At 42.7% G+C, this 18,775-nt stretch carries 23 protein-coding genes and 1 pseudogene; 20 read left to right on the top strand and 4 right to left on the bottom strand.

All coding sequences use genetic code 11. From position 1 onward, the window contains the following. Positions 1 to 6 precede the first annotated feature (6 nt). The 4 genes from VSQ61_RS06195 to vanR all read right to left on the bottom strand — a co-directional run bounded on the left by VSQ61_RS06195 (position 7) and on the right by vanR (position 4,183). Complete coding sequence (locus tag VSQ61_RS06195; RefSeq protein WP_334343579.1) at positions 7 to 1,254, bottom strand: ABC transporter permease; 1,248 nt, start codon at positions 1,252 to 1,254, stop codon at positions 7 to 9. Continuing rightward, positions 1,251 to 2,147, bottom strand: coding sequence for an ABC transporter ATP-binding protein (locus VSQ61_RS06190; protein ID WP_334343578.1), 897 nt, complete (start codon positions 2,145 to 2,147; stop codon positions 1,251 to 1,253). Before VSQ61_RS06190 ends, VSQ61_RS06195 begins: the two co-directional genes overlap by 4 nt. 226 nt (positions 2,148 to 2,373) lie before the next feature. Then, a complete protein-coding gene (locus VSQ61_RS06185; RefSeq protein ID WP_334343662.1) occupies positions 2,374 to 3,426 on the bottom strand; it encodes a sensor histidine kinase in 1,053 nt (350 codons plus the stop codon). A 55-nt stretch (positions 3,427 to 3,481) separates the two neighbouring features. Further along, positions 3,482 to 4,183 carry a VanR-ABDEGLN family response regulator transcription factor gene (gene vanR / locus VSQ61_RS06180; RefSeq protein WP_334343577.1) on the bottom strand — a complete coding sequence of 234 codons (702 nt, stop codon included), beginning with the start codon at positions 4,181 to 4,183 and terminating at the stop codon, positions 3,482 to 3,484. Between the two features lie 439 nt (positions 4,184 to 4,622). On the opposite strand from vanR, the gene VSQ61_RS06175 reads away from it, so the two are divergent. The 20 genes and pseudogenes from VSQ61_RS06175 to VSQ61_RS06080 all read left to right on the top strand — a co-directional run bounded on the left by VSQ61_RS06175 (position 4,623) and on the right by VSQ61_RS06080 (position 18,767). Beyond that, positions 4,623 to 5,078 carry a GNAT family N-acetyltransferase gene (locus tag VSQ61_RS06175; protein WP_334343576.1) on the top strand — a complete coding sequence of 152 codons (456 nt, stop codon included), beginning with the start codon at positions 4,623 to 4,625 and terminating at the stop codon, positions 5,076 to 5,078. 160 nt (positions 5,079 to 5,238) lie between these two features. After that, positions 5,239 to 5,526, top strand: a complete 288-nt coding sequence (locus VSQ61_RS06170; RefSeq protein WP_334343575.1) for a hypothetical protein — start codon at positions 5,239 to 5,241, stop codon at positions 5,524 to 5,526. Between the two features lie 38 nt (positions 5,527 to 5,564). Further along, positions 5,565 to 6,113 (top strand): annotated as a pseudogene (locus tag VSQ61_RS06165) (O-acetyl-ADP-ribose deacetylase). Between the two features lie 61 nt (positions 6,114 to 6,174). Beyond that, the gene (locus VSQ61_RS06160) at positions 6,175 to 7,476 is read left to right on the top strand and encodes a sensor histidine kinase (protein WP_334343574.1); all 1,302 of its coding nucleotides are present in this window, start codon (positions 6,175 to 6,177) and stop codon (positions 7,474 to 7,476) included. After that, positions 7,467 to 8,171: a LytR/AlgR family response regulator transcription factor gene (locus VSQ61_RS06155; protein WP_334343573.1), complete on the top strand. Its 705-nt coding sequence runs from the start codon at positions 7,467 to 7,469 to the stop codon at positions 8,169 to 8,171. Before VSQ61_RS06160 ends, VSQ61_RS06155 begins: the two co-directional genes overlap by 10 nt. A 222-nt stretch (positions 8,172 to 8,393) precedes the next feature. Next, a complete protein-coding gene (locus VSQ61_RS06150) occupies positions 8,394 to 9,527 on the top strand; it encodes a hypothetical protein (protein WP_334343572.1) in 1,134 nt (377 codons plus the stop codon). Positions 9,528 to 9,674: 147 nt separating this feature from the next. Further along, on the top strand, positions 9,675 to 11,372 hold the full coding sequence (locus VSQ61_RS06145) for an AAA family ATPase (protein ID WP_334343571.1): 1,698 nt from the start codon (positions 9,675 to 9,677) through the stop codon (positions 11,370 to 11,372). Between the two features lie 328 nt (positions 11,373 to 11,700). Next, entirely contained in the window at positions 11,701 to 11,841 is a 141-nt protein-coding gene (locus VSQ61_RS06140; RefSeq protein ID WP_334343570.1) for a helix-turn-helix domain-containing protein, read from the top strand. Between the two features lie 203 nt (positions 11,842 to 12,044). Then, positions 12,045 to 12,350 carry a SymE family type I addiction module toxin gene (locus VSQ61_RS06135; RefSeq protein ID WP_334343569.1) on the top strand — a complete coding sequence of 102 codons (306 nt, stop codon included), beginning with the start codon at positions 12,045 to 12,047 and terminating at the stop codon, positions 12,348 to 12,350. A gap of 142 nt (positions 12,351 to 12,492) precedes the next feature. Further along, positions 12,493 to 12,810, top strand: coding sequence for an Rpn family recombination-promoting nuclease/putative transposase (locus VSQ61_RS06130; protein WP_334343568.1), 318 nt, complete (start codon positions 12,493 to 12,495; stop codon positions 12,808 to 12,810). Between the two features lie 30 nt (positions 12,811 to 12,840). Further along, positions 12,841 to 13,302, top strand: a complete 462-nt coding sequence (locus VSQ61_RS06125; protein WP_334343567.1) for a hypothetical protein — start codon at positions 12,841 to 12,843, stop codon at positions 13,300 to 13,302. Positions 13,303 to 13,644: 342 nt separating this feature from the next. Further along, positions 13,645 to 14,094 (top strand): HEAT-like fold family protein, encoded by a 450-nt coding sequence (locus VSQ61_RS06120; protein WP_334343566.1) that lies wholly within the window; start codon positions 13,645 to 13,647, stop codon positions 14,092 to 14,094. A gap of 32 nt (positions 14,095 to 14,126) precedes the next feature. After that, the gene (locus tag VSQ61_RS06115; RefSeq protein WP_334343565.1) at positions 14,127 to 14,393 is read left to right on the top strand and encodes a hypothetical protein; all 267 of its coding nucleotides are present in this window, start codon (positions 14,127 to 14,129) and stop codon (positions 14,391 to 14,393) included. Positions 14,394 to 14,557: 164 nt separating this feature from the next. Next, a complete protein-coding gene (locus VSQ61_RS06110; RefSeq protein WP_334343564.1) occupies positions 14,558 to 14,701 on the top strand; it encodes a hypothetical protein in 144 nt (47 codons plus the stop codon). After that, positions 14,694 to 15,506 (top strand): alpha/beta fold hydrolase, encoded by an 813-nt coding sequence (locus VSQ61_RS06105; RefSeq protein ID WP_172541590.1) that lies wholly within the window; start codon positions 14,694 to 14,696, stop codon positions 15,504 to 15,506. Before VSQ61_RS06110 ends, VSQ61_RS06105 begins: the two co-directional genes overlap by 8 nt. A 35-nt stretch (positions 15,507 to 15,541) precedes the next feature. Next, positions 15,542 to 15,883 (top strand): GNAT family N-acetyltransferase, encoded by a 342-nt coding sequence (locus tag VSQ61_RS06100; RefSeq protein ID WP_334336234.1) that lies wholly within the window; start codon positions 15,542 to 15,544, stop codon positions 15,881 to 15,883. A gap of 21 nt (positions 15,884 to 15,904) precedes the next feature. Continuing rightward, positions 15,905 to 16,318: a DUF3788 domain-containing protein gene (locus VSQ61_RS06095; RefSeq protein ID WP_334335688.1), complete on the top strand. Its 414-nt coding sequence runs from the start codon at positions 15,905 to 15,907 to the stop codon at positions 16,316 to 16,318. A gap of 98 nt (positions 16,319 to 16,416) precedes the next feature. Beyond that, positions 16,417 to 16,974 (top strand): RNA polymerase sigma factor, encoded by a 558-nt coding sequence (locus tag VSQ61_RS06090; protein ID WP_334343563.1) that lies wholly within the window; start codon positions 16,417 to 16,419, stop codon positions 16,972 to 16,974. Then, on the top strand, positions 16,971 to 18,158 hold the full coding sequence (locus VSQ61_RS06085) for a hypothetical protein (protein ID WP_334343562.1): 1,188 nt from the start codon (positions 16,971 to 16,973) through the stop codon (positions 18,156 to 18,158). The genes VSQ61_RS06090 and VSQ61_RS06085 overlap by 4 nt, the downstream gene beginning before the upstream one ends. Before the next feature lie 69 nt (positions 18,159 to 18,227). Beyond that, entirely contained in the window at positions 18,228 to 18,767 is a 540-nt protein-coding gene (locus VSQ61_RS06080) for a DUF1697 domain-containing protein (protein WP_334343561.1), read from the top strand. Positions 18,768 to 18,775 lie beyond the last annotated feature (8 nt).

Genomic DNA, 18,775 nt, shown 5'->3' with positions numbered 1-18,775 from the left:
AAGTCTTCAGTTTACGGAATGCCTGCAGTAAGAACGAACGGCCAAAAAAGAGAACAGCGGTATTTCAATGATGCAGGCCCCAATCATGGCATAGGGCGTCCAGACAGCCAGATTGCCGATACTCAGGAATTGGAAATCCGTAATGGCATAGAGAATACTGGCCTGAATACTTGTTCCGCTGGCAGGCAGGATACTGCAAATCCATGCGGACAATACGCCCGGCACCGTCATATGAATGACTACAGGTGCAATGCAAAACACCAGTGCCGACGCAAGGGCTGACACAGTATTTTTGCACCTGGAGGAAAGAAACAGGGTGAAGCTTACCGAAGCCAGAACAGAGAGCAATCCGGCAGCGGCGAAAAGGCCCTGCAGCTGACCTGCGTTTATATCTGCCAATGTCACAATAGAATACATCATTTGAATAGAGGTTTTCGTACATTCCCAGCCAAACAAGCTGTTCGCTGCCAGAATAAATACAACAGCACAGATGATAAAGGCAAATCCGCTAATCAAAAGGGCGGCAAGGACCTTTGTGACGCCTAAGGCCATCCTGCCATGCTTTGTGCAGCGTAGAATATCATCTGCCCCGGACTGGTAGCCGGCAGAGAATACAGGGGCGGCGATCACCACGCAGAACAGCAGCACCAGAAAGCTCATCATATTCTGATAATCCATGACAGTGGAACTCATGCCGGGATAGATTTCAAAGGGCTTTGCAATCCGGCGGTACATTTCCACAGCCCTGTGCTGTGCGGCCGGACTGTCCGGCTGTTCCATTGCCATGAGAGAAGTGATTCGAGCCTCACAAATAGAATAGTAGTTATCAATCTGCTCCGGCTCGATCTCCATAATGGCAGGTGCCATCCCCGTATCCGGGTCTGCAAATGCTTCCTTAACACCGTGGAGCAGGGGAGCGATGGGAAGTATTTCACGTTCATAGACGCCCTCGGGCAAGTCATAGGATTCCGTTACACCGTATGCCCTTAAACAGGCCTGATAAGCTTCCACGGCCTTGCGGACCCGCTGTGGAGTAACAGTACCGGAAGCTTTGGCCTGCTGCTCCTTTTCATAGGAAATGGATTTAAGCCCAGTCAAATGGATCTCATTCCCGCTTTCATCCGTATAGCTGCTGTAACAATAGGTGACAGGCAGATAAGCCAGTAAAAGGGAAAGCATCAGAGCCAGGGCCAGTAAAATCCAGGTGAGCCTTGCTTTCAGCATTCGTTTTAGTTCCAATTGTAAGATTCTCATGCTCCATACCTCCTGTCAGTTTTTCCGCTGCTTTGAGGGAACAGCCACAAGTACAAGTCCTCCAGACGAGGAACGGCAGGTTCGGACCAGGCATTGCAGGGGCGTTTCGCAAGATAGCGGACAGAGACATTGCCGTCATCTTCATTTCGCAGGCTGACAATCCGAAGCTTGCTTTCATATTCCGGCACAGTGTCCGGGGAAATCCGACAGCTCCACACCTTGTCCTCCACCAGCTTTACCAGTTCTTCCGTTGTTCCGGTGGCAAGTAGCCTGCCATCCTTTATCATGGCATGACAGGTGGCAATATACTCCACATCCGGGACAATGTGGGTGGAAATAAGAACAATCCGATCATGGGCAAACTCCGAGAGCAGGTTGCGGAAGCGGACCCGCTCTCCGGGGTCAAGACCTCCGGTAGGCTCATCCAATATCAGAACCTTTGGGTTGTTCAGCAATGCCTGTGCAATTCCTACCCGCCGTTTCATTCCGCCGGAGAGCCTGGAGATCTTTTTGCCGCTGACATTTTGTAGGGAAACCCGTTCCAGCAGCTCATGAATCCTGCGTCGGCTTTGCCGCTCGGGAATTCCTTTCAGGGCGGCCACATATGCCAGATAGTCCCTGACGGTAAATTCATGATAAAAACCAAACTCCTGGGGCAGATAGCCGAAGATATTCCGGTATTCCTCCCCCAGGGTGCGGATGGGAATGCCGTCATACAGCACATGGCCGGAGGTAGGCTGCATAATTCCGGCAATGATCCGCATAAGGGTTGTTTTGCCTGCTCCGTTGGCTCCTAAGAGGCCCCAGACCCCTGGCGTCAGTTTCAGGCTGATGTTCTGGACTGCTTTTTTATCCTTGAACCGCTTGGAAATATGGTCGATCTGCAATTCCATGTGAAAACTCCTTTCCATAATTCATAAAATGAACCTTATTAGACAAAGACCTTATTGGACGAAATCCGCCTGCCCGGGGACATGAAGTAAGAGATGCCCCCAGGGGAGGATATAAATAAAGGCGTTCTTGCCTTGACACAATCATTGTATCAGAAACAAAAACGCCTTTTCTCTGTTCGTCCTTACGGTATTCCACTATTTTTCAAAAGACTTTCTAACAATTTTCCTACAAAACAGGCAGTATTATGGTAAAGGTTGTCAAATCATGTTCGCTTTCTGCGGTGATTGTCCCGTTGTGGAGGGTAATGATCTGCTTTGCAATGGCAAGGCCCAGCCCGGTTCCCTCCGTACTGCGGCCTTTGTCAAGCCTGTAGAACTGTTCGAATACCCGCTCCAGCTTTTCCTTTGGAATGGTGCTGCCGTGGTTGGAAAATTCAATTGTCAGGTTGTCCCGGACACACCTGGCACGAATGGTGATATTGCTTCCGTCAAAGCTGTAGATCACAGCATTTCGCAAAAGATTATCAAATACCCTCTGCATTTTGTCGGCATCGCATTTCAGGGGGACGGTATCTGCCATTTCAAGCTGACAGGATATTCCCTTTTGGTCTAAGATTGGCTGGAACTCATATACGAGCTGCTCCAGCAAACGGGTCAGATTGATTTCGCTGTATTGGAGTGTGATATTGGACAGGTTGTATTTGGCGATTTCGAGAAATTCGTTGATGAGATCCTCCAGGCGTTCCGCCTTGGAAAGGGAGATGGAGAGATACTTTTCCCTCAGTTCCTCGGAAAGCTGTTTCTCGTCCCGCATCAGGCTCAAATAGCTGATGGAGGATGCCAGCGGCGTTTTCAAATCGTGGGCCAAATACATGATGAGATCGTTTTTTCGCTGTTCCTCCATAAGCATCCGGCTTTTCTGCAGATCAATGGTGTGCTTGGTCAGATTCATTTTCCGTTCTATGGTAAGCAGCTCTGGGCTTAAGGATATCTCACCGGGCGTATCCTGAAGCAGAGCGTCCATCCCTCTGTTGATTTCCTCAAAATACCGGGTAAACCAGCAAAGATAAATATGAAACAGGGCCGTAAATACAAGCAGCATAGACAGCCAGATGACAGCGTCCATATGGATGCGGAATGTCCGCTGGTACAGGTCAAGAGCGGCGTGGTGATCCATGCCGAAGACATTTTGAAAGAGGGATACCACAAGGACTGCGAAATTGCCCCGGAGGAAAAACGAATACAGGACATAGATGGTCACGGCGGCGGTGAGCAGCATGGCAATGGTGCGGAGACAAATTTTTATTCGAAACTGGCGAAAATCCTTGTAAGCTTTACTTTTCAATGGTGTATCCAACCCCCCATACTGTTTTTATAAATCTGGGATTTCTGGCAGGCTCCTTAAGCTTCTCCCGCAGCCGTCCGATGTGGGCCATAACTGTATTGTTGTTTTGGAGGAATTTTTCTCCCCACACTGCTTCAAACAATTCTTCTGAGGGGACAACAATTCCCTGACGCTCACAGAGATACCAGAGGATGGAAAACTCAATAGGAGTAAGGGGCAATTCCTTTCCGAACAGGAAGCATTTGTGATTGTCTTTGTTGATAACAAGACCTCGGATATCGTACTCATGTACCGGCTCCCCTTGTCTGGGAACGGCATTGTTATAGTGCATATACCGCCGAAGCTGCGTCTTTACCCGGGCCGTCACCTCCAAGGGGTTAAAGGGCTTGGTGATATAATCATCAGCCCCAATGGTCAGGCCCATGATTTTGTCTCCGTCGGATGCCTTTGCAGTTAACATAATAATGGGATAATAGGAGGTTTCCCGAATCTTTTTGCAGATTTGAAAACCGTCCCCGTCCGGCAGCATAACGTCCAATATGGCCAAATCCAAATCCGTGTGCTCAATACATTTGAGGGCATCTGCGGCGGTATAGGACTTGTGGACGGTGTAGCCGTCATTTGTAAGATAAAGCTCCAGAACATCGGCCAGTTCTTTTTCGTCGTCTGCCACTAAAATATGGATGCTCATTTTAATATGGATTCCTTTCCTTTTACAACACAAGGGTTTTCAATATGGACTACCGGCAGGTGTATGGGATGAAAAGTCTCATTTTTATACAATGTCCCATACTTGCGGGATTATACTTATGGAAATGTTATAGTAGAGGGGGTACATAATCCTATGGTTAATTATATTACGCTTTTCCTATTATATCAGGATAAAGGATACGGTTTCTTCGTTTTTTCTATAAATTTTCTTAAAATTTTCCTACGAAGAAGCGGGAGAATGTAAGGAAACTCTTTCCCGCAATTTTTTGCCGGATTAAACGGAATAAGGGAGGACGATTTATAATATCTGTGGTATAATTTTTCTATTAATGGCTGTAGGGGTATTTGACTTCTGACAGGCTCCTGGTCAGTTAAATAAACGGAATAACATGTAAGGATACATGGAAGGAATTGCACAAATGGATTATAAAATAATACGACTAACAGACGCTCCTGAAATAAAAGAACAGGCAGCCAAGTGGTTTCACGATAAATGGGGGATTCCGCTGGAAGCATATCAGAAAAGTATGGAAGAGTGCCTTACAAAAAGAGAACCGGTTCCCCAATGGTATATGGCAGTGGAGGAAGACAGGATAATCGGAGGAGTGGGAGTGATTGAAAATGATTTTCATGACAGAAAAGATCTTTCTCCCAATGTCTGTGCAGTATATACGGAAAAAGACAGGCGGTGCAATGGAATAGCCGGTGCCCTGCTGAATTATGTATGTGCCGATATGAAAGAGAAAGGAATAGACACCTTATATCTCATTACGGATCATACCTCATTTTATGAACGTTATGGCTGGGAATTTTTGTGCATGGTACAGGGCGATGGCGAGCCTGATAGGATAAGAATGTATATTCACAGGAGCTGATAAGCTCTATTTTGGGATTGCATATCAACCATCAGAAATAATTATCGCACCACCCAAGGCCACGTATTTTAAGGTTTGGGGACGTGGATGGTATTGAAGTGGAATTCAGCCTATAAATTTCAGGCTCAGGGAAGAAAATAATTTGAAAGGCACAAGAAGTATGAAACCAAAATCACAAAAGAGCATGGAACTCTATGATATTTTGCTAAAACGTGGCTATCCGGAAGCGTTCTGTGATCAAATCACAAAGAATCTGAATACGGATTTTACAGCCGGGAGAATGATTGGCTATCTGTCTCATTATAAAAAACTCCCCTTGGATGAGATTGCGGATGAGATGCTGGCTATCTTAAGCGATCGGAACCGGATTATGCAGAAAAAGAAGATGGAGAGTGTCAATGCTTCTTGGAACGAGCATCTTATGCATGGGTTTGAGGAAGAAGTTTGAGAAAGACAACCATAGTTATCAGAAACGGAGGAAATTTTATGGGATACATCATCCAAACAGTTCAGGGAGACATTACAAAAGTAACGGATCTGGAAGCAATCGTAAACGCAGCAAACACCAGTCTGTTTGGCGGCGGAGGTGTGGATGGTGCAATCCATTGTGCTGCCGGACTGCAGCTTCTGGCTGAATGCCGGACTTTGCATGGCTGCAAAACCGGAGAAGCAAAGATTACCGGTGCCTACAATCTGCCATGCAGCCATGTCATTCACACGGTAGGCCCCGTCTGGCGTGGCGGTGGGAATGGAGAAGAACAGCTCCTGGAAAACGCATACAGAAATTAATTAAAGGCTGCCGCTGCAAATGGAATCAGAACAATCGCATTTCCCTCAATCTCCACAGGCGTGTATCGCTATCCGGTAGAGCAGGCGGCTTTTGTGGCAGTCAGAACAGTTTTGGAATTCTGCCAAGCGAATCAGGACAAGATTGATATTGTACGCTTTGTTCTGTTCGATCCCAAGACACTTGCGGCATACGACCTTGCAGTTAAAGAAGCAAAAAAGAGAACGTGCAGGGATTGTAACAGGTGAAAGAATGGCATAAGGCGAGCCCGTTTCATGCCCGCTGGAATAAAGCATATAGGAAAGAACTATGATTTACATTGCAGACAACATTTTAAATTATTTCATTTATCTGTTTATAACTTATTTCGGCTTCAAGGGACGCCCAAGGAAAAACAAGCTTTTGATTGGTGCATCCATATTCGTTATGCTGTCGGCCGGTGTATACAATGCATATTTTGATACAAATTCTCCGATTATTTACATGGTTTGGAGCGTCCTTTCCATAAGCTTATTTTTTGAGGACAGTCCATTGCATCTTGTCCTGTTAAGTGCAGCACTTATGTATTTCACCGGAATTATAGATACATTTACGGTCATGCTGCTCCAGATTGTATTTGTAGGCGGAGGGATCTCCGGAACGGATACGGCATGGTGGATGGAAGCTGCTTATCTGCTTTCATTTTTGATCTATCTTCTGGTATATGTTCTGCTTCTCAAAAAGAACGAAGTTTACTTATGCCATATAGAGCTTAAGTATAAGCTTGCACTTCTCATACAGGGAAGTATCTTTCAAATGTTCTATAATTTTGTCTTTGTCTTTTTTAATGAGAATGAAGCCATGTATGGCCAGGATGCATATGCAGTATTTTTCATCAGCATTGCCGGTGTGATTTACTCCATTTTTCTAACCCTTGGTCTTGCCATTAAAAATGTACTTTCAAACAGGCAGAATCAGGAGCTTAAATCCTTTATGCATATGCAGAAGCAGCAGTACGATTATCAGCTTAAGCAGTCATGGGCAATCAGGCGTTTTAAGCACGATCTGGTAAATCATATGGGCGTCCTAAGAGAGCTGATTACCCAGAGAAAGACAGAGAATGCAAAAGATTACATAGATAAAATCTGGAATATTCAGGAGGACTTTGATTTAAAGCTCCACACAGGTGACAGCTTTCTGGATGTTATTGTCAATTATTATTTTTATCTGGCAAAAAAGGAAAAGATAGACTTTGCCCTAACAGGAAAGCTGACGGAAAAAATGTCCCTTGACATGGTGGATTTGACCTCTCTTATGGGAAATGTGCTGCAGAATGCTTTAGAAGCGGCAGGAAAAGCAGCAGTTCCCAGGATCCGGGTGGAATTAATGGAGCATAAAAAGGAGATATTCATAGTTGTCAGCAACAGCATGGCTGAAACTATACATACAAAAGGCGGCTTATTTGCCACATGGAAAAAAGACAAAGAAAATCATGGCTTTGGTATGAAAAATATTGCCGCAGCAGTGGAAAAGTACCACGGGGAATATTATATGGATTCCACAGCAGAAAATGGAGAACCAATGTTTAAAATCAGCATTTCCATCCCAAGGGAGAACAAGGCATGCGAATAGCGATTGTGGAAGATGAAGCCATATGGAGAGAGAAGATACAGGCTGTGGTTGAAAAATGCTGCAGGGCTTACGATATTTCCGTCAGCATAAAATCCTATGGCAACGGAAATGATTTTTTGAAAAGCCCGGACGCAGATTTGCTTTTTTTAGATATTGAACTGGCAGAGGGTGAAAATGGCTTTGACATAGCTGAAAAACTGATGAATTCCAAGAGCCAGTGCAAAATATGCTTTTTAACCTCACATACGGAACTTGCAAGGCTGGGTTATCGGGTGAATGCGTTCCGGTATATTGATAAAATGCATTTGGAGGAAATCTGCGAAGCGGTGGATTCCTTTCTTAAAACAAAGATTCAGGACAGGTTTATTGACTGCAATGATACCTCCGGGATTGGCGTTAAGATTCATCTGCAGCAGCTTCTTCTTGTTGAGACAAACGGAAGAAAGCTGCGGTATCTTATGCTGGACGGCAGCGAACATTTTTGCCGGGGATTGATTTCGGAGACGGCACAGAGCTTATCCCCATTTGGCTTTTGCCGCATACAGCGATCTTATATGGTGAACTTAAGATACATTGCAAAGGTAAACAGCCGGGAGATTACGCTTTGCAATGGAGCAAAGATAGCGATTGGGAGAGCCCATAGCAAGGAATTTAAGAAAGCGTTCTTTCAGTGGCGGATGTGCTTTGAGGAATAAGCTGTGTAATTTACGCAAAAATTGTGTAGTTTATGCAGAATGTATTTGATTGCGTTTTTTGCTGTGATATAAAGAGGGGGGATGATAGGCTGGCGGCATCGTGAACCGCACCGGAAAACTTTACGGACGCATGATATTGGGGTCGGAAAGCTTTCTATACAAGGTGAGCCGGAACCAATGCCGCAAGATGGGAGAATAAGATGAAAGAGATGGGGAATCAAAATGTCACAGCACAAGAGAAAGAAACGCAAAAAAAGGAGAATGCTTCCCGGAGCCATAATTGGAATATTTATTCTGATTCCGGTTCTTGTATTCCTGGTACTTTTCATAAGAGAAAAACCAGCGGATAATTACAAGGATGATTTAGCAGTTACAAATACAAATATCATTGCTATTGCTGCACTCACAAATACGGATAACAGGGACTATGATAAAGTGCTTGGAATTGAGGAATATGAATATCCCTCGGAATTTATCATGGGTGACAATTTAAAAGCCGCAGTTACGCAGCTTGCACTTACTTATGACAATTTTGATAAAGATTTTGCAGGCAGCGAGGAATGGAAAGAGACGTTCATTGCCAGATTCATTCAAAATTCAAGATTGTCCTTTGACTATTTAGAAATGGTTTCCGAGAAGAACAACGGGCAGATCTTTGTGGACGAACTGAACTATATCCAGTATTCCCTGACGGGCATGGAACTGGATGTCTCGTCTTATACAGGCGGTGCCGTGGACAGGTATGATGCCGCAGGTCCGTTGAATTATGGTTCCATATCTGACTATGATTATGCGTATACGGACAATGGGGTGGTTGTTACCGCCGATTTTGAAATAGGGTATGACGGAACGGATTCCGTGGAGAAACGTGAAATCACAGTAGAATTGCATAAGAATCCATATAGCTGTTTTGACGGATACAGTGTGGCTGCACTTTCCTCTAAGACGGTAACTTCAAGCCTTGGGCCGGACAGCAGCACACCTATGTCTGATGAGACTGGCAGGATGGATGAGAATAATGGGGCAAAAGAGGATGCGTTGGAAAATTTGGCAGGAGAATATACGTATTTATCGGATTATGGAAATGGCAGGTTGATGATAAAAAGAACCTCCGATGGATATGATATTTTCGACTATGAATCAGAATTTTCCTATCGTTTTTTGGCGGATGCATCGAACATAGAGGCTATAGAAAATAATAGGATCTATATAAAGTATCCCGAACAGGTATTTTCGGATGATACAGTAAGCTTTTGCTATTACATTTTAGAATACGGTACGGATGAAATAGATGTGTATTACAGAAAATCTGCATTTGGAGAGGCTGAATTTTTATATCACGCCGAAAGAAAATGAAGTGATTGTAAAATCATTTAAAACTCGTTATACTGATTACACAGAATGTTTTTTCCGGTGAGCAAGTTAAAAATGCAGGTGTAGCGGTGCTGCGATGAGGCTTTTTGACTTGTACAATCGGGAAAATAGTAAGGAGAGGATTGCATCATGGCAAGAACCATAAGCATCGGATGTCAGAACTATGAAACCATCCGAAGAGAGGGTTACTTTTATATTGATAAAACGCCATTTATCCGGGAATGGTGGGAGAGCGGGGACAGTGTAACTCTGATTACACGGCCCAGAAGATTCGGAAAAACACTTACCATGAGTATGACGGAGCAGTTTTTTTCCGTAAATTATGCAAAGAGAAGTGAGTTGTTTGAGGGGCTTTCCATTTGGGAGAGTGAAAAGTTTCGAAAGCTTCAGGGAACCTATCCGGTTATCAGCTTGTCCTTTGCAAATATAAAGGAGAAGTGCTACGAGACGGCCCGCAGAAAAATCTGCCAGATATTTTCCAATCTTTATTCCCAGTATGATTTTTTGCTGGATGGAAATTTGCTGAATGACAAAGAAAAAAGATTTTTTGATTCTGTGTCTGTGGATATGGATGATGTGACGGCTACGTTGGCATTGAATCAGCTGTCTCTGTATCTGTCACGCTATTATGGAAAAAATGTGATCATTCTGCTGGACGAATATGACACCCCTATGCAGGAGGCTTACGTGGACGGATACTGGGAGGAACTGACGGCATTTACCAGAAGTCTTTTTAATGCCACCTTTAAGACGAATACCTATCTGGAACGGGCTGTCATGACAGGCATTACCAGAGTGAGCAGAGAATCCATTTTTTCGGATCTGAATAATCTGAAAGTGGTAACTACAACATCCGAAAAGTATAGCGACAGTTTTGGCTTTACAGAGGAAGAGGTCTTTGCGGCATTGGAAGAGTTTGAACTTCCAGAGCGAAAGCAGGAGGTAAAGAAATGGTATGACGGCTTCACCTTTGGAAGCCGCACCGACATCTATAATCCCTGGTCCATTCTAAATTATCTTGATACAAAGAGATTAGGTGTCTACTGGGCGAATTCCAGTTCCAACAGTCTGGTGGGAAAGCTGATCCAGGAAGGAAATAAGGAAATCAAGCAGGAATTTGAAAATCTATTGAAAGGCGGAACTCTCAGGGTAGAGATTGACGAGCAGATTGTGTACGGCGAGCTGAACAGCAAGAGAAATTCCATCTGGAGCCTGCTGCTTGCAAGCGGCTACTTGAAAACCCTCCAGGTAGAGTTTACGGAGGAAGACGGAAGCTGGAATTACAGTCTGGTGCTGACCAATAAGGAAGTAGGCATTATGTTTGCCAATATGATACGGGGATGGTTTTCCGATTCCGATGGCAGCTATAATGAATTCATAAAGGCATTGCTGAAAAATGATTTGAAAGCCATGAATGCCTATATGAACCGGGTAGCCCTTACTACTTTCAGCTACTTTGATACAGGAAAGCGTCCCTCCGGGGCGGAGCCGGAACGGTTTTATCATGGCTTTGTGCTGGGACTGATGGTGGAGCTTGCGAATCGCTATGCACTTATTTCCAATCGGGAAAGCGGCTTTGGAAGATATGATGTGATGCTGGAGCCGAAAAATGCCCAGGATGACGCCATGATTCTGGAATTCAAGGTGCAGGATGAGGAGGAAGAGCGGGAGTTGTCCGACACGGTTCAGGCAGCCTTAAAGCAGATAGAAGAGCAGAATTATGAGGCGGCGTTGGTGGGAAAGGGCATTCCAAAGGAACGGATCAGGAAGTACGGCTTTGCATTTTGTGGGAAAAAGGTGTTGATTGGGGGTAACAACAAAAAATAATTTTTAGAGCGGATAGAAATGATACTGATGAGCCGGGAACCAAAAAACAGGTTTCCGGCTCTGATAATATTTATTTCTGCGGCAACGAGCCAAGCGGACATGCTGGCATGTCCATTTGGCGACTGCCGCAAGGGTCAAATACCCCGCAGCAAGATGCGGGGTATTTGACTTACTCTTTCAAAACAGCGATATAATAAAAAAGTGCAAAAAACTGAAAAAATCCTGCGAAATGTATAATTGCAACTCAAAGTTGCGTAATAGAAACCGTATTTTGGTGGTATGCTGCCTGCAAAAATAGTATGTTTAGCAGCGAAAGGAGGAACACAATATGACATTTGGAGAAAAAATACAAAAGCTAAGAAAGGAAGCCGGTCTATCTCAGGAGGAACTTGCTTATCAGTTAGAAGTATCAAGACAGGCAATCAGCAAATATCTTTGGACTATCTTCTCAACAGGGACAGGAACATAGATTCTATCAAAATAAGGCTATCAGATGATTTGATCAGGTTCTTACAGAACAGCGGCGGCACACCTCCAGACGGTGCGCCGTCTGTTTTTATGTTCCGGGAATTTGGAACCAAATCACTGGAACTGGAACTTGTGATATAGAAAATTCTTAATACAAAAATCCGCCAGAACCGGCAGGTCTTGTTCCAGGAAATCCAAGTCAACATGAACGGCCAGAAAAGACCAGATTTTACAGAGACCTGCAGATTGGGGAAGGACACCATGCTGGCAAGAATGTTTCAGGTTATGGAAAGATTTCACTTAAACGGCTGTTGTGTGGCAGAGGATACAAGTTTGGATTATACTGTGGCTACCCGGAGGATGAAAGCGTACTCATTCACAACCAGAAGTGGAAGAACTGTGCCGCAGATTATCTTGCAAGGAAACTGGGTAGAACAGTGGGGATTTGAGATTGGGTGCAGTGTTTCTGTGGAGTGTTACCAGAATAAGCTGGTTATCTTGAAGGATTAAAAAGGAAAAAATGGCGGAAGACAGGTTCCCGGCTTATTGTAATTTGCCGGAAATCTGTGTATAATAAAAATAGGTAGCAGGGCTTTTGGAATGTACAGAGTTTTTCCGGCAGTGATTTATTTGAAAGAAAGCAGGTAAATAAATGGGAAACGTGGAAATAAAGCAGAAAAATTGGGAAGAATTAGGCATATCCAATGATTTTCTGTTTGGAAAGGTTATGCAGAATCCAGAACTGTGCAAAGAGTTATTGCAGAGGATTCTTCCGGATTTGAATATTGAACGCATTGAATATCCGGAATTACAGAAGAATATCAATGTAGATATGGACGCTCATAGCGTCAGACTGGATGTGTATGTAAAGGACGACAAGGAGACTGTTTACGACATAGAAATGCAGGTCAGTGATACAAAGGAACTGCCAAAGAGAAGCAGATATTATCAGGGAATGATTGACCTGTAGCTTGTGGATGCAGGCCAGCATTATAAAAAGTTGAACAAAAGCTATATCATATTTATCTGTCCCTTTGATTTATACGGGAAAGGGAGGCATATCTATACCTTTGAAAATATCTGTAAAGAAGACAACAGTATTTCCATGGGGGATGAAGCCATAAAGATATTTCTGAACGCCGATGGGACAATGGATGATGTCAGCAGGGAGTTAAAGGCATTTTTAGACTATGTAGCTGGGCAAAAGCCGGAGGATTCCTATGTTGAGAAGTTGGAAGAAGCTGTGCAGGAAGCCAAGAAAAACAGGGAATGGAGGCATGAGTATATGACGTTGTTGATGCGAGACCAGGAGAATGTGGAAAAGGGCAAAGAATATGGTGAAGAACTGATGGCCAAACTGATAATGTTACTAAATGAGGATGGGCGGCTATCAGATGTTGTAAGGATATCACAGGATAAAGAATATCGCCAGAGCCTTTATTTAGAATATCACATCATCTAAGAGCAGGAGTATGACAAGGCAGAGTATTTCAAGTACTCTGCCTTGTTTGACAGAATAATATAAGGCTATTTTTCGCACTTAGATATGTTATGGAAAACCATATCATAAGTAAATATGGGTTCGAGGTTGTTGGTATTACTGGAGCAAATCGTTCTTCAAATTGTGGCGTAGATACAACATCAGACAATAATGAGGAAATCTGCAAAATGGGGTTATTTATAGAAAAAATTTCTTATCTGCTAACCAAAGAAAATGTATTTATTCCAATGATAGGATTAAAAGGAAATGAGAATATCATAGAAAAACTACAACATTTACTCTAAATCGTAAAGGGAGGATATCATGTCAGTTCATGTAGCAGAAACATTTGAATTGTTGTTTGATAAAAATAATACGGCTGCTTATAAAGCATTACAGGAGTTACAAAAAGAGAGTGAAAAAACGAATAGCGTTTATCCTTATATGGACAGATTAAGCGATATGCTTGACAGTGATAATTCTTATATTCGTACAAGAGGGCTTGTACTGCTTGCCTATAATGCAAAATGGGATAAAGATTATAAAATTGATGAAATCATTGATAAATATTTGAAACACATCACAGACGTCAAACCAATTACAGCCAGACAATGTATCAAAGTGCTGCCGATTCTTGCAAAGCATAAGCCGGAATTAAGAGAAGATATTCTTTTTGCACTTCATAATGCAGACACATCGGTTTATGACGATAGTATGCAGCCACTCGTTTATAAGGATATTCAAAAAGCATTGAAAGAAATAGAAAAATTGTAACAGATGCATTCAGAATTTAAAAGAGACCATCAATGGAAAAAGCAGATATAAAAGCAATTGTTGAAAACAGGTTTCGTGAACTTGGAGCAAAGCAAGTAGAATTATATCCCTCCGGCATTTGCTGGACAATGAATGGAGAATTTTTCAAAGTAACTACATTAATGGATTTTTGGGTAATAGAGTGGACGGATAACCATTCCTATGCGTCAAATTACTGCTTTGAAGATATTGACCCAATGCCGTATGATTTATCTGAGCAGGAGATAATCCGGCATGTAGATCAATTATTGCTGCAATAATTCATGGATGCAAAGCTGAATTTATAAAGTACAAGGAATTCCAATAATAGGATTAAAAGGAAATGGGAATATCATAGAAAAACTACAACATTTACTCTAAATCAAAAATTTGCACCAAAGGAAAAATTAAAAAATAGACAGTCAGATTTGTAAAGGAGAATGGCATGTTTGAAATATTAGTAACCTGTAAGCCGGAAGAACTTTTACAGCAGGCAGAGCAATTATTTTCGAGAGTGATGAATGTAAATTACAGTTTTCTTTTCGGAATTGCCAGTAGTTCCGGCTTATGGAGACAGACAAATGATTGAAAAAACATATACAACACCATCAGGCACGATCCATTATTGGATTCATACAATAGCTGCTGACACCGCAGCCTTGGTTTTCCTGCCGGGACTGACAGCTGACCACAGATTATTTGACAAACAAATCGAATACTTTAAAAACCGCTACAATGTCCTTGTATGGGACCCGCCCGCCCATGCATCCTCATGGCCCTTTCAATTTGATTTTGATCTGATGGATAAAGCAAAATGGCTGAACGGAATCTTTGAACAGGAGAAAATAACAAAACCCGTGATTATAGGACAATCCATGGGCGGCTACGTTGGACAGGCCTACGCCCAGCTATATCCGAAGAACTTAAAGGGATTCGTTTCTATTGATTCCGCTCCATTACAAAGAAAGTATGTAACAGGAATCGAGCTCTGGTTATTAAAAAGAATGGAACCCGTTTACTTTTATTATCCCTGGAAATCCCTGTTAAAGTCCGGTACAAATGGTGTTGCAGTATCGGAATATGGGAGAAAACGGATGCATGAAATGATGATGGTATACGACGGAGATAAAAAGCGGTATTCCCAGATAGCCGGTCATGGATTCAAAATTCTTGCAAATGCAATGGAAAAGGATCTGCCCTATGAGCTCAAATGTCCTGCACTATTAATCTGCGGTGAAAAAGATCACGCCGGTTCCTGCATCAGATATAATAAGGCATGGCATCGAAACACCCATATCCCTTTAAAATGGATAAAAGACGCAGGACATAATTCAAACACAGATCAGCCGGAGATTGTAAATCAGCTGATTGAAGAGCTGGTAAGAAACATTTGATCAAATCGTCCCTGCCAGTGTAAAACCGCACCTTTATTCCATTTGTTAATCAAATATGGCAAGGGGATTATGACATAGAAAGAACACAGTGTGCATTATCCAGAACACGAAACATAACCGCCTATGACAATAAAATGCTAATAGGGTGCTTACGCATTCTTACGGATGGCTATTTTTTCGGAACAATTACGGAGCTGCTTGTCCTGCCGGAATATCAAAAACAGGGAGTGGGAAGCAAGCTTCTTCAACTGGCAAAGGAAAATACGCCTACTATGTTGTACTTTGGTGCACAGCCGGAGGCAGAGGGATTTTATGAAAAAAATGGCTGTCAAAAGAGCTTACAATCCTACCTCATAGAAAAGCAACCGATAACTTAAAATTTATATTAGGAGGCTGTCATGCTTGAAACAATACCTAACGCAGAAGAGATGACAATTTTAGTGGGAGAACCACTATACGATATCTGGAATCAATTAATTGCTGTCATTGATTCCAGATATGACATGGACTGTTCCTGGAATAAAGGCGGTAAAGCGTGGAAATATGAATATAAATACCGTCGGGGCGGCAAAACTTTATGTGCATTATATGCAAGAGAAAACTGTATCGGATTTATGGTTATCTTAGGGAAAGACGAAAGGTTAAAATTTGAGACAGATAGAGAGAATTATTCAAAAGAGGTTCAAAGGATTTATGATGAAACGAAAACCTATCATGATGGAAAATGGCTGATGTTTGAGCCGATGGATACGACCTTGTTTGATGATTTTATGAGACTTCTTGGAATCAAACGAAAGCCAAACAGAAAGTAGCTTCTTCGTACACATATTTTTGATAAAAAATTAAATAAGGATGAGACATTTCATGTAAAAACCGTAGTATAAAGGTGAGGCAGAAAGGATGTGAAGAATTGGAAGATAGTAAGATCATCGATTTGTTTTATGAGCGTTCAGAGCAGGCAATCGTTGAACTATCTAAGAAATACAATTCTGTATTCACCAAGGTTGCTGACAATATATTAAATGATGTACGTGATACGGAAGAATGTGTAAATGACGCATATCTCGGAGCGTGGAATACAATACCGCCTCAAAATCCAAATCCGCTTTTGAGTTACGTCTGCCGCATTGTCCGTAATCTCGCCATCAAAAAGTATCATGCAAACACTGCAGCAAAACGAAACAGTATTTACGATGTTTCCCTGAATGAACTGGAAAACTGTTTTCCGTCATCCACTTCGGTTGAAGATGAATTTCATGCAAATGAGCTCGCACTTGTCATAGACAGATTTCTTGAAACACTGGATCAGGAAAGTAGAATCATGTTTGTCCGCCGATACTGGTATTCCGATTCCATTGGAGATATTGCGGCGCTGTTTCATACAAGCAGCCATAACATATCGGTTCGGCTCTCCAGAACCCGTGGGAAACTGAAAAAATATCTGATACGAAACGGGGTATCCTTATGAGAAAAAGAAAAATTTCCGAAATCATCGGCAATATCAATCAAAAATATGTAGACGAAGCTGCCGCTTATACCGGCATAGAAAAGCATGACCGCCCTTATGCCCGGAAAAAATGGAGTGGGCTTGCAGCCAGCTTTGCCCTGCTTATGCTTGCAGGAGCAGCAATCCTGCCGGCAGTCCTTAAGGGCAGCGAAGCGGATTCGGCCAAATATAAATATTATATTTCCGGGGCAGAAAGGGATATGGAATGGCCCTGGGAATACAAAACCGACAGTGAGAAATATCAAACCATCGAATTTAACGGCAATGCATATAGCATTAAAAATCTAAATTCCATTGACACAGAATTGCTTGGAGATGCCCTTGGCACCTGCAAAGCAGAGGGGATAGATCCCTATACCGGAAAAAAATACACCGAGACATTTGAAGTGCGAAAAATCAATGGTGTATCAGAGGAAAGACTTGTTGCAGCCGGCAATGACAATGGATTCTATGTTTACCGGCTAAACGAAGAAACAACGCCTGCAATGTTCGGGGAAATGATAGAGCTCTATGGGCTGACACAGAACCTCCAATTCAATCACTATACGGTCTGTGAGGGGTATGATGAAAAAGGTTACTTTACTGTAAATGATGATGCGTATATCTGGCAGATCCTTTCAGAATGCCGTGATGCCAGGCTGTACAGCGAAACGGATGTATTTGACGGAAGTAATCGAAATTATCTGACATTTACCGCAACATCGGATGCTCTGGGGGTATACAAAGGGGCAGTATATATTTCTGAGGACGGATACTTTGCAACCAATATCTTTGACTACAGTTATATTTATTTCATCGGAGAAGAAGCAGCGGGAAAAATCATCAACTATGTTAAAAATAATTCTGCAAAAGCAGCATTTGAGCCTTATGAGCATACCATAGCCGGAACGCTGACCGAGATTGGTGATGGCTATGTGCTGATTGATGATCGTGTTCTTTGCACAAATGAAGAGGACGGTACGGTTTATAAAATCTATACCGACGATATAAGAATGAGAAGATGCATCGAATGCACAGACATGAAAGTTGGAGATACTGTTGCAGTAAAGTATAGAGGGAACATTTCTGATGGCAATGAAATTGGCAGTGCATATTCCATGTATAAAGGAACACTGGTTGACGGCGGTTTAGCCATCCCCGAATAAGAAAGGAACAATGGGCGGCATCACAGAAGTTGAATTTTAAATCTGATTTGCATGGAGGAATCCGTACCTATGAAAAGATATATTGCATTTTTGCGCGGCATCAATATAAGCGGGAAAAATAAGATATCAATGGCAGAATTAAAGAAAGGCTTTGAAGAACTTGGCTTTCAGGAAGTTAAAACATACTTAAACAGCGGCAATGTGATTTTTTCAAGTGAGAAAGATGATACAGGAAGCCTTATAAACCAGATGGAGGCCATGATAAAAAACAAATTTGACTTGGACATTCCCGTTTTTGTCCTGTCACAAGAAGAGCTTGCGGACATTCTGCACCATGCACCTGACTGGTGGGGCGGGGAAAGCAAAGAAATCTATGACAATCTGATTTTCATAATACCTCCGGCCACATCAGCCGAAGTATTCAGTGAAATCGGAGAGCCCAAGGCAGAATTAGAGCAGGTAAAGGGTTACAAAGAAGTGATATTCTGGTCATTCAGCCGAAAGGATTATCAGAAGACAAACTGGTGGTCAAAGACAGCAAGCACAAATATCAGCAGCAAACTGACAATCAGAACGGCAAACACGGTCAGGAAAATCGTGAACATGTAAAATGGCAA

It is taken from the genome of Candidatus Merdisoma sp. JLR.KK006 (assembly GCF_036941035.1).
Taxonomy (GTDB): Bacteria; Bacillota; Clostridia; order Lachnospirales; family Lachnospiraceae; genus Laedolimicola.
The sequence above is the reverse complement of the archived record's forward strand: the minus strand, read 5'-3'. Positions and strand labels throughout refer to the sequence as shown.